This is a genomic window from Stenotrophomonas sp. ISL-67, assembly GCF_018612915.1.
Classification (GTDB): Bacteria; Pseudomonadota; Gammaproteobacteria; order Xanthomonadales; family Xanthomonadaceae; genus Stenotrophomonas.
This window is the reverse complement of sequence record NZ_JAGGRL010000007.1, coordinates 17,770-30,660: the sequence shown is the minus strand read 5'-3', so window position 1 is coordinate 30,660 and position 12,891 is coordinate 17,770. Positions and strand designations below refer to the sequence as shown.

Genomic DNA, 12,891 nt, shown 5'->3' with positions numbered 1-12,891 from the left:
CTTACTTGTGTCCGATGCCGGCCTGTCCGGCACGGGCTATGCTGATACCACGGCAAGAAGCCAACTGGAGTTTCCCCCATGAACCAACCCGTGCGTCGCAATCCCGTGGCCAGCTTCTTCATCGGGCTGTGGGATGTGATGAACTTTACCCGCAGGCTGATCCTCAACCTGCTGTTCTTCGGCATGTTGTTGCTGGTCCTGGTCCTGTTCGTCTTCGCGATGGGCAAGGGCGCCAGCAGCAGTCGGGTCCTTCAGGACCGCACCACGCTGGTGATCGCGCCGGAAGGCCGTCTGGTCGAACAGTTCAGCGCCGATCCGGTCAGCCGTGCGCTCGCGAAGGCCATTGGCGACAACAGCGCCGAGGAAGTGCAGCTGCGCGATCTGGTCCGCGCGCTGGACGCCGCGCGTGAAGACAAGAAGATCGAACGCGTGGTGCTGCAGCTGGACAAGCTGCAGCCGAGCGGTTTCGCTTCCATGCGTGAAGTGGCTGCCGCGCTGCAGGAGCTGCGCGCGTCGGGCAAGGACATCGTGGCTTACAGCGACAACATGAGCCAGTGGCAGTACCTGCTGGCCGCGCAGGCCAAGGAGATCTACCTCGACCCGATGGGTGGCGTTGTGCTGGAAGGCCTTGGTCGTTACCGCCAGTACTTCCGCACCGGCCTGCAGGACAAGCTGGGCGTGGACGTGCACCTGTTCAAGGTGGGCGAATACAAGTCCGCCGCCGAACCGTACGTGCTCGACGCCGCCTCGCCGCAGGCCAAGGAAGCCGACCTGTTCTGGATGAACGACGTGTGGCAGCGCTACCTGGGCGATATCGCCACGGCGCGCAAGCTCGACGCCGCGCAGCTGGCCGCCGGCATCGACACCATGCCCGAGGGCATTGCTGCCGCCGGCGGCGACCTGGCCAAGTTTGCCCTGCAGCAGAAGCTGGTGGACGGCCTGAAGACCCGCGAAGAAGTCCAGGACCTGCTCGCCGACCGTGGCGTGGCCGATGAAGATGCAGACGGCGGCTTCCGCAGCATCAACCTCGATGATTACCTGGCCCAGCTGGATACCCGTCGTTCGCCGGTGGATTCGCGTCCGCAGGTAGCGGTGGTGGTGGCGTCGGGTGAAATTGCCGGCGGCGATCTGCCGGCCGGTCGCGTTGGCGGCGAGTCGACCTCGGCGCTGCTGCGTGAGGCGCGCGACGACGATAACGTCAAGGCGGTGGTGCTGCGCGTGGATTCGCCCGGCGGTGAAGTGTTTGCCTCCGAGCAGATCCGCCGCGAAGTGGTGGCGCTGAAGGCTGCCGGCAAGCCGGTGGTGGTGTCGATGGGTGACCTGGCGGCATCGGGTGGCTATTGGATCAGCATGAACGCCGACCGCATCTACGCCGACCCGTCGACGATCACCGGTTCGATCGGCATCTTCGGCATGATCCCGAACCTGTCGCGTTCGCTGGACAAGATCGGCGTGCACACCGATGGCGTGGGCACCACCCGCTTCGCCGGTGCGTTCGACATCACCCGCCCGATGGACCCGGCCGTGGGCCAGGTGATCCAGTCGGTGATCAACAAGGGGTATGCCGATTTCACCGGCAAGGTGGCCGATGCACGCAACAAGCCGGTAGAAGCGGTGGATGAAGTCGCCCGCGGCCGCGTGTGGAGCGGTGCACAGGCCAAGGAACGCGGCCTGGTCGACGCCTTTGGTGGCCTGAAGGCCGCCATCGCCGATGCCTCCAACCGCGCCAAGCTCGGCGGTCCGGACAAGGTGCGCGTGCGTTACATCGAAAAGCCCGCCACCCCGTTCGCACAGTTCCTCAGCGGCTTCGCCGACAGCCATGCCGGTGCCTGGATGCTGGGCGAATCGGGTATGGCGCGGATGATGCTGGCCCGTGCGATGCCGGAAGTGGATACGCAGCTGCGCTTCGTCGAAGACGCCGCCCGCGACCCGCGCGGCAGCGCCCCGGTGAAGGCGCTGGCGTACTGCTTCTGCGGTTTCTGATGGTGGCATCACGACCAACGGTCGTGATCTACCGGCCTTGGTAGGTCACCACCGTTGGTGGTGACGCGCTTCAATGAAAAACCCGGCCATGGCCGGGTTTCTTGTTCTTTACCGGCCGGTTTCGGCCTCGTCCGCAGCGCTGGTATCCGGCGCCTTTTCCAGCGTTTCACGTGCGGCCTTGGCCTTGTCCAGCGGTTGCTGCATGGCGTCGCGCAGGGCGGTGGCCTGGGGCTCCGGTCGCTTGTCCGGGTCCGGTGCCACCGGGCGGTTGCAGCCGCTCAGGGCGAGCAGGCCGGCCAGCGGAAGGGCGATACGGATCAACATGGCAACCTCGCGCGCAAACCCAGGGAAGCGCAGTGTGGCACCGCTTCGCCAGCCCGTGTGTGATGGGGTGCGCTGCACCGGCATGCGGGCTATCCTGCAGTGCCCCAAGGCAGGAGAAGCAGGTGAGCGCGCATCGTTGGCGACTGGACGGACAGACCGCATTGATCACCGGTGCCAGTGCCGGTATCGGCCTGGCGATCGCACGCGAACTGCTGGGATTCGGCGCCGACCTGCTGTTGGTCGGGCGTGATGCCGACGCGCTGGAGGTGGCCCGCGATGAGCTGGCCGATGCCTATCCCGACCGTGAGATCCACGGCCTGTCCGCTGACGTCTCCGATGACGAAGATCGCCGTGAGATCCTGGACTGGGTGGAAGACCACAGCGATGGGCTGCACCTGCTGATCAACAATGCCGGCGGCAACATCACCAAGCCGGCCACCGAGTACACCGAAGACGAGTGGCGCGGCATCTTCGAGACGAACCTGTTTTCGGCGTTCGAACTGTCGCGTTATGCGCACCCGTTGCTGGCACGCCATGCCGCTTCTGCCATCGTCAACGTCGGCAGCGTCTCGGGCCTCACCCACGTGCGCAGCGGTGCGGTCTACGGCATGACCAAGGCGGCCATGCACCAGATGACCCGCAACCTGGCGGTGGAGTGGGCCGAAGATGGCATCCGCGTCAATGCGGTCGCCCCGTGGTACATCCGTACCCGCCGCACGTCAGGTCCACTGGCGGATCCGGACTACTACGAGCAGGTGATCGACCGCACACCGATGCGCCGGATTGGCGAGCCCGAAGAAGTAGCGGCCGCCGTCGGCTTCCTGTGCCTGCCCGCCGCCAGCTACGTCACCGGCGAATGCATCGCCGTGGATGGGGGCTTCCTGCGCTACGGGTTCTGAGGCCCGCCAGGAAAAGGCAAGTACCTACCGGGGCACTGCGCAACTGCTTTCGGCCAGCACGCCCTGCAGACGGGTGCGCTCGGCGGCGGCTTCGGCAAGGGTGTCGGGCGAAGCGAAACGCTCCCGCCCTCGTGCATTGCGGAAGCGTTGCTGCCAGGCATTGCAGCGCTGTTCCTCCGGCAACAGCTCGCAGGTGTCGCGGATCACCTCGCAACTGGCGGCGTTGACCGGCGTCATGCCGCCCAGCGCGGTCACCGACAGCAGCACGCACGTGGGTGGCGCTGGTTCAAGCTCGTGCAGGTAGCGGCCACCGTCCTGGCCCTGGCACTGGTAGATCGGTGGCAGCGGTGGTTTTGCCGGGCCATCCCCTGGCACTTCGTCGCCGGGCTTGGGCAGGTTGGCGCTGTCGAGGATCGCCGTGCCCCTTGGCACCTCATACGCCTCGGAAATCATGCGCTCCATTGGCTGCGCCTGGCCGGGTACCTGCGGCGGCATCGCAGCGGGTGGCGCCGGCTGGTCAGGCACCGGCGCGGCCGGCGATGCAGGCGTGGCCTGCGTCGACACAGACACCTCCGCCCGCGAGGGTGCGGCATTCATGCGCTGGATCACCTGGTGGCTGCCGGCCGGGCAGGGCTTGCCCTGTACGGTCACGTTGTCGTCCGCGTCGGTACAGCGGAACACGATCGGCTCATCGGCCATCGCCGACGAGGCCACGCACAGCAACAGGAGCCAATACCGTTTCATCGGCGCAGGATACAACGCGTCGGTAGCCGTGCCCTACCTGCAATCCCGGTCAAGGCGCGCGTCCACCCCGCGCTGCTCGCGGCTGATCGCATCGCGCTCGCCCTGCAGCGCACTGTTGTAGCGCCGCACCAGCTCCCAGCGGCGGTCGCGCAGGATCGAACACACCTCGCCGGCCGGCAGCGGGTGGCACTGGTCGCGCACCAGCACGTTGCCGGCCGGAACAACCACATCGCGATAGGTGCCCGGATACGCCGTCCCTTCGCTGTGCCACCGGGTACTGCCGCTACCGACGGAGAGGCTGCCGCCGACCCGCGAACCCCCGCCGGAGACGGCCAGCGAACCGCCACTGGACGTGACCGAACCGCTGCCCATCGGCGCGATGGGGGGCAGTGGGTGTGGCCCCGGCCCCGGATGGACGCCGCCGGGCCTGCGGCCGGGGAACCAGGCGCTGCTCCACACCGGCACCCAGCGCGGATTGCCCTCGCTGGTTTCGCTGGTGTAGCGGCTGCCGTCGTCGCGGATGCATTCGTACATCGGTTGCGGCGGCTGCACGTGTACGTAGCGCACCTCGCGGTCTGGGGCTGTCGGCACGGGCGTTACCGGGTCGCGGTCGCTGCGTACCACGCGCGGTGCCGGATCGCGCGGACGCTGCATCTCTCGCACTTCCTGGCGACCGTCGCGGCACGGCGCATCCTGCAGGGAAACCGCACCATTGCTGCCCACGCAGCGATAGACACGCACGCTGCCGGTGTCCTGGGCGGCGAGCGGGGCGCTGCCACTCAGCAGCAACAGGAACAGCCACGGGGCAGGGGGTCGGCGCATGGGAGCAGTGTGCGGCTTTGCCGGCACGCACGCAAAAGCACGAAGGCGCGTCAGGTACGCAGGACCTTGCCGGTAAGGGCATCGCGGATCGGGGTGGGCTGCTCCAGGCCGCCGGTGGCGCCCTCGACCAGCCCATCCAGGTGGCGCAGCAGGTCCGGGTCCAGTTCGGCGCGGCTGCGCGCCGGCGGCTGCCCCGCCAGGTTGGCGCTGGTGGACACCAGCGGCCCACCCCAGGCGCGGCACAGCGCCGCCACCAGCGGGTGGGCGCTGATCCGCACGGCAATGCCGGTGTGTTCCCCGGTGATCCAGCGCGGCGCACGGGGGCCGGCCGGCAGGATCCAGGTATGCGCGCCCGGCCAGCTGGCCAACACCTCGGCCTTGCGCGCCGGGGGCAGCGCGTCCACACACACCCAGCCTTCCAGCTGGGCCAGGTCGGCAGCGACCAGGATCATGCCCTTCTCGACCGGACGCTGCTTGAGCCGCAGCAGCTTCAACACCGCCGACTCGTTCGCAGGATCGCAGCCCAGGCCCCAGACCGCTTCGGTGGGATAGGCGATCACGCCGCCGGAGCGAAGCGCAGGGGAGGCGGAGTCGACGGTGAGTTCATTCATGGTGACGAACGTTCCATTGCGTCGTGTTCCCGCCCGACCAACGGTCGGGCGCTACCGGCCTCAGGCCTTCTTGACGGCTTTCTTTGCGGCTGTCTTTTTGGTGGCGGCTTTTTTTGCCGCCGCCTTTTTTGCGGGTGCCTTTTTCGCAGCCGCCTTTTTGACGGCCGCCTTTTTGACCGCCGGCTCCTTCTTCACCGCCGCCTTTTTTGCCGGGGCCTTTTTGGCCACGACCTTCTTGGCGGCCTTCTTGCCGAAGCCCTTGCGCACCGGCTTGCCGGTTTCTTCCATCAACTGCTGCACTTCGGCCAGGGTCAGCGAGGCCGGCTCACGGTCCTTCGGGATCTTGCCGTTCATCTTGCCGTCGCTCAGGTACGGGCCGAAGCGGCCGTTCAGTACCTGGATCTCGCTGCCGTCGAATTCCTTGATGATGCGGTTGCGGGCGATCTCTTCCTTTTCCTCGATCAGGAACACCGCACGGGCCAGATCGATGGTGTAGGGGTCGTCTTCCTTCTTCAGCGAGGCATAAGTGCTGCCGCGCTTGGCGAACGGACCGAAACGGCCGATGCCCACGCTGACATCCTCACCCTTGTCCTCACCCAGCGCGCGCGGCATCAGGAACAGCTCCAGCGCGTCTTCCAGGCGGATGGTGTGCATCGACTGGCCGGGGCGCAGCGAGGCGAACTTCGGCTTGTCCTCGGCGTCCTCGGCGGTGCTGCCGATGGCGGCATACGGCCCGAAGCGGCCCAGCCGCACGCTGACCGGCTTGCCGGTCTTGGGGTCGGTGCCGAGCTCGCGCGCGCCACTGGCCTCGGCGCGGTCGACCGATTCCTTCTTTTCTTCCACCAGCTTGTTGAACGGTTCCCAGAAACGGGCCATCAACGGAATCCAGTCTTCTTCGCCACGCGACACCGCATCAAGCTCGTCTTCGAGCTTGGCGGTGAAGTCGTAGTCCACGTACTGGGTGAAGTGGCTGGACAGGAACTTGGACACCGCACGGCCCACGTCGGAGGGGCGGAAGCTGCGGCCTTCCATTTCCACGTACTTGCGGAACAGCAGGGTCTGGATGATCGACGAATAGGTCGACGGACGGCCGATGCCATATTCTTCCAGCGCCTTCACCAGCGCCGCTTCAGTGAAGCGCGGCGGCGGCTGGGTGAAGTGCTGTTCGGCCACGATGCGGTCCAGCGGCACGCGGTCGCCCGGCTTCATCGCCGGCAGCTTGCGGCCTTCGTCGTCATCCTCGGCGCTCTTGTTGTCCTTGCCTTCCTCGTACACGGCCAGGAAGCCGGGCACCACCACGGTGGTGCCGCTGGCGCGGAACACGTGCTCGCTGCCGGCCGACAGGTCCACGCTGACGGTGTTGAGCGTGGCCGGAATCATCTGGCTGGCCACGGCACGCTTCCAGATCAGCTCGTACAGCTTGCGCTCGTCATCGGTGAGGTAGCGCGCAACCGACGCCGGGGTGCGCAGCGCTGCAGTGGGGCGCACCGCTTCATGCGCTTCCTGGGCGTTCTTGGACTTGGTCTGGTAGGTGTTGGGCTTGTCCGGCAGCGCGGCAATGCCGTAATCGCGGGCGATCACGTCGCGGATCTCGGCCAGCGCGTCCTGGGACAGGTTCACCGAGTCGGTACGCATGTACGAGATCAGGCCGACCGTGCCTTCGTCGCCGATCGCCACGCCTTCATACAGCTTCTGCGCCACCTGCATGGTCTTGCGCGTGGTGAAACCGAGCTTGCGCGAGGCCTCCTGCTGCAGCGTGGAGGTGGTGAACGGCGCGGCCGGGCGGCGCTTGCGCTCCTTGCTGGCCACGTCGGTGACATGCAGGTTGCCCTGCGCGGCCTGCTGGATGCGCAGGCGCGCAGCCTCGGCGGTGTCGCCGTCGGTCACGGTGAACTGTTCGAACTTCTGCCCGTCCAGCTTGATCAGGCGGGCATTGAACGGCTGCGAGGGATGCGCGCAGGCGGCATCGATGCTCCAGTATTCGCGGGCGATGAAGGCTTCGATCTCCTCCTCGCGCTCGACGATCATGCGCAGCGCCGGGCTCTGCACGCGGCCGGCGGACAGGCCACGCTGGACCTTGCGCCACAGCACCGGGGACAGGTTGAAGCCGACCAGGTAATCCAGCGCACGGCGCGCCTGCTGGGCGTCGACCAGGTCGCTGGCGATGGCGCGCGGCTGGCTCATGGCCTCCTTGATCGCGCGCGGGGTGATCTCGGTGAAGACCACCCGCTGCATCGGCTTGTCCTTGACCAGCCCACGCTCCTTCAGGATTTCGGCGATGTGCCAGCTGATCGCTTCACCCTCGCGATCCGGATCGGTCGCCAGGAAGATGTCGTCGGCGCCCTTGGCAGCCTTGGCGATGGCATCGACGTGCTTCTCGTTCTTCTCGATCAGGTCGTAGCGCATCGCGAAGTTGTTGTCGGGGTCGACCGCACCTTCCTTGGGAACCAGGTCGCGCACATGCCCATACGAGGCCAGGACGGTGTAGTCCTTGCCGAGGTATTTGTTGATCGTCTTGGCCTTGGCGGGCGATTCGACGATGAGCAGGTGCTTGGGCATGTCGTTGATTTCTGTGGGCAGCAGCCCGGGGGAGGGCGCTAGGGTGGAGCAAATGGCCGCATTAGTGAAGGGCAGCCGTCGATTTCCATATGCTGAACGCCCGGGTATGCGCCGGGCGTTCAGGTTTCGCGCCTGCTAGAGGAATCACGCCGGAGCCGCCTGTGTCAAGCGGCCCGGTGTGAGGGCCGGTCAGGACATGGACGCGGCGATGACCCCGAACATGGCGATTGCCAGGCCGATCATGGCCACGGTCAGGATGCCGCTGATGACCAGGATCACGATGGTGACCGTGCCCAGTCCATGCTCCTGGAACTGCGCATTCTCGGTGAAGGCCCACTTGTCCACCACCAGGGTGTCGCACAGCATGTCGTGCAACGCCTGCTTGCGCTCGGTGAAGGCGGCCATGATGAAGCCGATCAGCAGGGTCAGGCTGCTCAGGATGAAGCCGAAGTAGCGGCCAACGCCACGCAGGAAGGTGATCCGCTCGCCATTGCTACGCACCACCTTGATGCCCACGGCCATCTTGCCCAGCGTGGCGCCGCCGCGCGAGGCATGGAAGCCGGCGTAGTAGCCGATGCCGATGATGAGGCTGCCCAGCATCGCCACCAGGCTCAACGCCACGGCCAGGCTTTCGTTGCCGCTGGCCGCGCCGATCAGGTTGAACACCAGGCTGACCGGGACGTTGATGATGGCCACCACGATCGAGTCGAGGAAGTACGCCGCATAGCGCTTCCAGAACCCGGCGTAGACGACCTCGCCACCGCCGACCACCGCCGAGCCGTAGCTGCCGGCGGCCGTGGACGCGGTGTACGGCGAATAGGTGCCGCCACCGGTACCGGGCAGCGGCGCGGTGCCGTTGTCGATGGCCGTGTAATCCCCGCGCAGGTCGAAGCCGCTGCCCAGGTTTTCCGTGGCGCTGGTCAGCTTCTGCAGCTGCAGTTCCTCCACCGCTTCGGAGACCGGCTTCCACTGCGGGTAGCCTTCGCGCCAGACCAGGGTGGTCAGGCTGATTTCCCCGCGCTGGAAACGCTGGCGCAGCTCTTCGACCAGAAACGGACCCTGGCGGTCCTGGCCGTCGGCGTAATACCACTCGGTCATTGCTTGCTTCCTCTTTTCATCCGTAAATTGAAGTGCTGCTCAACTGCGGCACTGTGCCGGCACGTACTTGCTGTCGGCATCGCTGCTGCAGCTCCATTCCTGGTTCGCAGTGTCGTACTCGTACCACAGCATCCTGCCGTCCACGGCACGCTTGCCGGGCATCGAGAATTCGATTTCCACGCCGCATTTGCCCTCGCCGAAGCGGCCGATGCGCACCGCACCCACGCCTTCGGTGGCGTAGGCACCGGGGGCAGGGAAGCCGTCGTCACCGTTGACCGGGCAACGATGGTTGTCCTGGGCAAACGCGGCCACGTTTGATTTCAACGGCGACAGGATGCCCACTGCGTTGGCGAGCTTGGCTCGCGTGACGTAGTCCTGGTAGGCGGGGATCGCAATCGCCGCCAGGATGGCCACGATACCCAGCATGACCACCCCCACGACCAGGCCGATCACCAGGCAGCCGGAGGTCTTCTTCGGCTGCGGGACGGAGGGGCTGTAGGACGGTGGCGCGGCCGACGGGCGCGGCGCGGGGGTGTCGAATCCCGGGATGCGCGGCGGGGTGGGGGCGACCGGCCCGGTGACCTGGGCTGCCGCCTGGCCCGCATCGGATGCCGGCGGCGGTGCGACCACCAACCCGATCTCATCGGCCAGGCTGTGCAGCGGTTGCCACTGCGCCAGGCCGTCGCGCCAGACCAGTGTATCCAGCGCAATGCGGCTGGACTGGTACAGCGCGATCAACTCCTCAGACGCCAGCGGCCCGCGCTGCTGACGGTTTCCTTCTGCATAGAACCACTGGTTCACTTCCATTCCCCCTGAATGCGCACGACACCCAGTGTACGGTCAGTGAAGGGGTTCCGGTTCGTCCACGAACATCTGGGTTTCCATCCAGGCGTAGGCAGCCTCGGCGCCGGGCTGGTTGAACAGCACCATCAGCACTACCCACTTGAGGTCGTCCAGGTCCAGTTCGTCCTGGTCCAGCGCCATGGCACGGTCCAGCACCAGCTCGCGTTGGTTGGCATCCAGAATGCCGTGCTGTTCCAGGAACATCAGGAAGCCACGCCCTTCCACATCAAGCTTGTCCAGCTCCGGGCCATGGAAAATGCGGACGGGGCCATCGACGCGGGCCAGGGTCACGGCCGGGCGCTGTTCGGCCAGGGCGTCCAGCCAATCGAAGGCTTTATTGATTTCGGTGGGGCTGAAGCCAGCCTGTATCAGGCCGTTCTGGAGTGAGTCGCGGTCGCGGACGATATCCGCGTCTTCGCTGAAATAGTGTTCGAACAGGTACAGCAGGACATCCAGAATGCTCTCTTTCATTGCCCCTCGGCCTGCGTCAACGACGCTGTGGAGGTGAAGAAACTAGGGTTTTCGACAGTAGCGGCCATGGTTGGCGACCACCTTTCCATCCAGTTCCATGATCAGCAGCATGGCCGACAGCTGGTCCGCCGTCAATCCGCTGCGCTGGATCAAGGAATCCATACCCGTTGGGTTTTCGTCCAGCACGTTCCACAAGCGCTGGTAGTCGGGAAGGGGGAAGGGTGGGGCGCCGCCGGGCGCTGACCGTGCCTGTTCAGTGGGGGCGTCCAGGCGCCAACGCAAGGCCTGGCCCAGGCTGGCCGCCGCCCCGGTCAGCCCGGCGACAACTTCGGCCGGCGTTTCCACCAGCTGGGCGCCGTCGCGGATCAGCCGGTGGCAGCCGCGTGCGCGCGGATTGCGCACCGAGCCCGGCAGCGCGAACACCTCACGCCCGATTTCCGCTGCCAACCGGGCCGTGATCAAGGCCCCGGAGCGGGCCGCCGCCTCGATCACCAGCGTGCCCAGGGTCAGGCCGGCCACGATCCGGTTGCGGGCCGGGAACTGGCCCGGGCGCGCCGCAGTGCCGGGCGGGTACTCGCTGACCACTGCGCCCTGCTCGGCGATGCGCGCCTGCAGCGCCTCGTGCCGGGGCGGGTAGGTGAGGTCCAGGCCGGTGGCCACCACCGCCACGGTGCGCCCGCCGGGTACCGCCAGTGCAGCCTGGTGGGCCCGCGCATCGACCCCGGCGGCCAGCCCGCTGACCACGCCCAGGCCACTGCGGGCCAGGGCGCCTGCAAACTCGGCGGCCAGCTCGGCACCCGTGGGTGAAGGGGTGCGGCTGCCGACCACGGCCACCCCGGGGTGCCAGAGCGCGGCCGGGTCGCCGTGCACGAACAGCGCCAGCGGCGCCGGGTCCAGCGGGTGCAGCAGGGTGGGGTAATCATCGGCTTCGACCGACAGCAGGTGCCGGTCGGGCTGCGACAACCACTGCAGCCCGCGACCGAGCGCATCGCGGTCAGGCAGCGCCAGTAGGGCCCGTTGTTCCGGACTGCAGCCGGCTGCGCGCCATGCGGCCGGGCCGGCGCGCAGGGCCTGGGCCGGGTCGCTGAAACGCGCCAGCAGGGTGCGGCGCGGACCGGCCGCGCCACCGGCCAGGACCAGGCGCAACAGCGCCTCGGTGGAGCAGGGCAGGTCATCGGGCATCGGGTCAGGCTAGCCCGCATGCAACGACGGCGCCCTAGGGCGCCGTCGTGGTGTTGGGTCGGGGTTTGTACCGGCCAACGGTCGGTACAAACCGCGTGCGGGGCCGGCGTTGCCGCCCCGTGCGCTTATTGCGCGTCGGGGTGCTTGGCCGAATAGCCGACCAGAACCGGCTTCACGCCCTGCATCACCAGCGCATAGCTGACCTTGTCAAAGGTGCGGAACACCATCGCGTGGGCAGCGTACTCATCGGGCAGGGAGACGCGGCCGGCACCGGGGGTGAGCGAGTCGTCCATGCGCGAGGAGTTCGGGTACTTCATGCGATGCGCCACATGCCGCCCCTGGCGCCACAGCGAGACCACGGTCCCGTTGTCGATGCCGTTGGCGCTGCCGGCCGAGATCGCGATGACATCGCGCGGGCCGCCGGCCAGGTACATGTCCGTCACGGCCAGCACGCGGATGTCCAGGCCTTCGGTCTGGGCAGCGGGTGCGTGCGGGAAGAACTGCAGGTCGTACGGGGTGGCTTCCACCGGCACCAGACGGTCGCCGGCACGGACTTCACGCCCGTCGGTACGGCCCTGCAGCGCGATGGACGTGACCTCGGACGTGCCGTCCTGCACCTTCACCACCGTGCCCACGTTCAGCTGGGCCAGCTCGTAGCCCAGCATCTCGTTGCGCTTGCTCGGCGCGGCCACGAAGTTCTTCCAGAGGTTGCCGCTGCCCGGGGTGACATCCCCGTTGGCGGTCAGATCCTCGGTCGGCTTGGGCAGCGAGTAGCGCACGGTCGGTCGGACCACGGCCCAGCGCTGGCCTACCGCAGCCCCCTCCAGCCCGCGCACGTAGGCGGTCTGGCCGGTGGTGGCGCGCAGGCGGTTGTCTTCCAGGGCAACCACGTAGGGCAGCGAGTCGATCTCGTCCACCACGCTGAGCTGCTTCAGGAAGGGTTCGACCTGGCTGAGCGGGATCGCGTTGATCGGCGCTTCCTGGCGCGGGCCGGGCTGGGCCACGACGCGGTCCAGGTAGGCCAGGCTCAACACATCACCCGGGTAGATCAGGTGCGGGTTCTTGACCTGTGGATTGGCCTGCCAGATTTCCGGCCACAGCCATGGCTTTTCAAGGAAGCGCGCGGAAATATCCCACAAGGTATCGCCCTTCTGGACGACGTAGGTTTCCGGGTGCCCGCCATTCACTTCAACGGCAGTAGCATAGGTAGCGACGGTCAGCATCGCGACGGCGACGACCGTACGAGTTCTTTCAAACATAGGTGTGGTGCCTGATTCCCCAACAGGTTCGATCACTATAGTCCAGAAACCGGGGCGCAAGGCAAGCGTTGGCGATAGAATTGCGACGTACGCCGC

At 67.0% G+C, this 12,891-nt stretch carries 12 protein-coding genes; 2 read left to right on the top strand and 10 right to left on the bottom strand.

Features of this window, described 5'->3' with window-relative positions; genetic code table 11:
* Positions 1 to 78: 78 nt before the first annotated feature.
* On the top strand, positions 79 to 1,983 hold the full coding sequence (gene sppA / locus J7J08_RS08970) for a signal peptide peptidase SppA (RefSeq protein WP_214904219.1): 1,905 nt from the start codon (positions 79 to 81) through the stop codon (positions 1,981 to 1,983).
* Positions 1,984 to 2,091: 108 nt separating this feature from the next.
* On the opposite strand, the gene J7J08_RS08965 is transcribed toward sppA, so the two are convergent.
* Positions 2,092 to 2,307 (bottom strand): hypothetical protein, encoded by a 216-nt coding sequence (locus J7J08_RS08965; RefSeq protein WP_214904216.1) that lies wholly within the window; start codon positions 2,305 to 2,307, stop codon positions 2,092 to 2,094.
* Between the two features lie 122 nt (positions 2,308 to 2,429).
* Here J7J08_RS08965 and J7J08_RS08960 point away from each other — a divergent pair, with 122 nt between their 5' ends.
* The gene (locus tag J7J08_RS08960) at positions 2,430 to 3,206 is read left to right on the top strand and encodes an SDR family oxidoreductase (RefSeq protein ID WP_214904211.1); all 777 of its coding nucleotides are present in this window, start codon (positions 2,430 to 2,432) and stop codon (positions 3,204 to 3,206) included.
* Between the two features lie 24 nt (positions 3,207 to 3,230).
* Here J7J08_RS08960 and J7J08_RS08955 read toward each other — a convergent pair whose 3' ends face one another.
* The 9 genes from J7J08_RS08955 to J7J08_RS08915 all read right to left on the bottom strand — a co-directional run bounded on the left by J7J08_RS08955 (position 3,231) and on the right by J7J08_RS08915 (position 12,795).
* Positions 3,231 to 3,950 (bottom strand): DUF4124 domain-containing protein, encoded by a 720-nt coding sequence (locus J7J08_RS08955; RefSeq protein ID WP_214904208.1) that lies wholly within the window; start codon positions 3,948 to 3,950, stop codon positions 3,231 to 3,233.
* 33 nt (positions 3,951 to 3,983) lie between these two features.
* Complete coding sequence (locus J7J08_RS08950; RefSeq protein WP_214904205.1) at positions 3,984 to 4,772, bottom strand: DUF4124 domain-containing protein; 789 nt, start codon at positions 4,770 to 4,772, stop codon at positions 3,984 to 3,986.
* 50 nt (positions 4,773 to 4,822) lie between these two features.
* Positions 4,823 to 5,383, bottom strand: a complete 561-nt coding sequence (locus J7J08_RS08945; protein WP_214904201.1) for a Sua5/YciO/YrdC/YwlC family protein — start codon at positions 5,381 to 5,383, stop codon at positions 4,823 to 4,825.
* Between the two features lie 60 nt (positions 5,384 to 5,443).
* Positions 5,444 to 7,942 (bottom strand): DNA topoisomerase I, encoded by a 2,499-nt coding sequence (locus J7J08_RS08940; protein ID WP_214904199.1) that lies wholly within the window; start codon positions 7,940 to 7,942, stop codon positions 5,444 to 5,446.
* A 189-nt stretch (positions 7,943 to 8,131) separates the two neighbouring features.
* Positions 8,132 to 9,040 carry an RDD family protein gene (locus J7J08_RS08935; protein WP_214904197.1) on the bottom strand — a complete coding sequence of 303 codons (909 nt, stop codon included), beginning with the start codon at positions 9,038 to 9,040 and terminating at the stop codon, positions 8,132 to 8,134.
* A gap of 39 nt (positions 9,041 to 9,079) precedes the next feature.
* A complete protein-coding gene (locus tag J7J08_RS08930) occupies positions 9,080 to 9,841 on the bottom strand; it encodes a pilin (RefSeq protein WP_214904195.1) in 762 nt (253 codons plus the stop codon).
* Between the two features lie 39 nt (positions 9,842 to 9,880).
* The gene (locus J7J08_RS08925; RefSeq protein WP_214904193.1) at positions 9,881 to 10,354 is read right to left on the bottom strand and encodes a DUF494 family protein; all 474 of its coding nucleotides are present in this window, start codon (positions 10,352 to 10,354) and stop codon (positions 9,881 to 9,883) included.
* Positions 10,355 to 10,396: 42 nt separating this feature from the next.
* Entirely contained in the window at positions 10,397 to 11,536 is a 1,140-nt protein-coding gene (gene dprA, locus J7J08_RS08920) for a DNA-processing protein DprA (protein ID WP_214904191.1), read from the bottom strand.
* A 125-nt stretch (positions 11,537 to 11,661) separates the two neighbouring features.
* Positions 11,662 to 12,795, bottom strand: a complete 1,134-nt coding sequence (locus J7J08_RS08915) for a LysM peptidoglycan-binding domain-containing protein (protein ID WP_214904189.1) — start codon at positions 12,793 to 12,795, stop codon at positions 11,662 to 11,664.
* Positions 12,796 to 12,891: the final 96 nt, after the last annotated feature.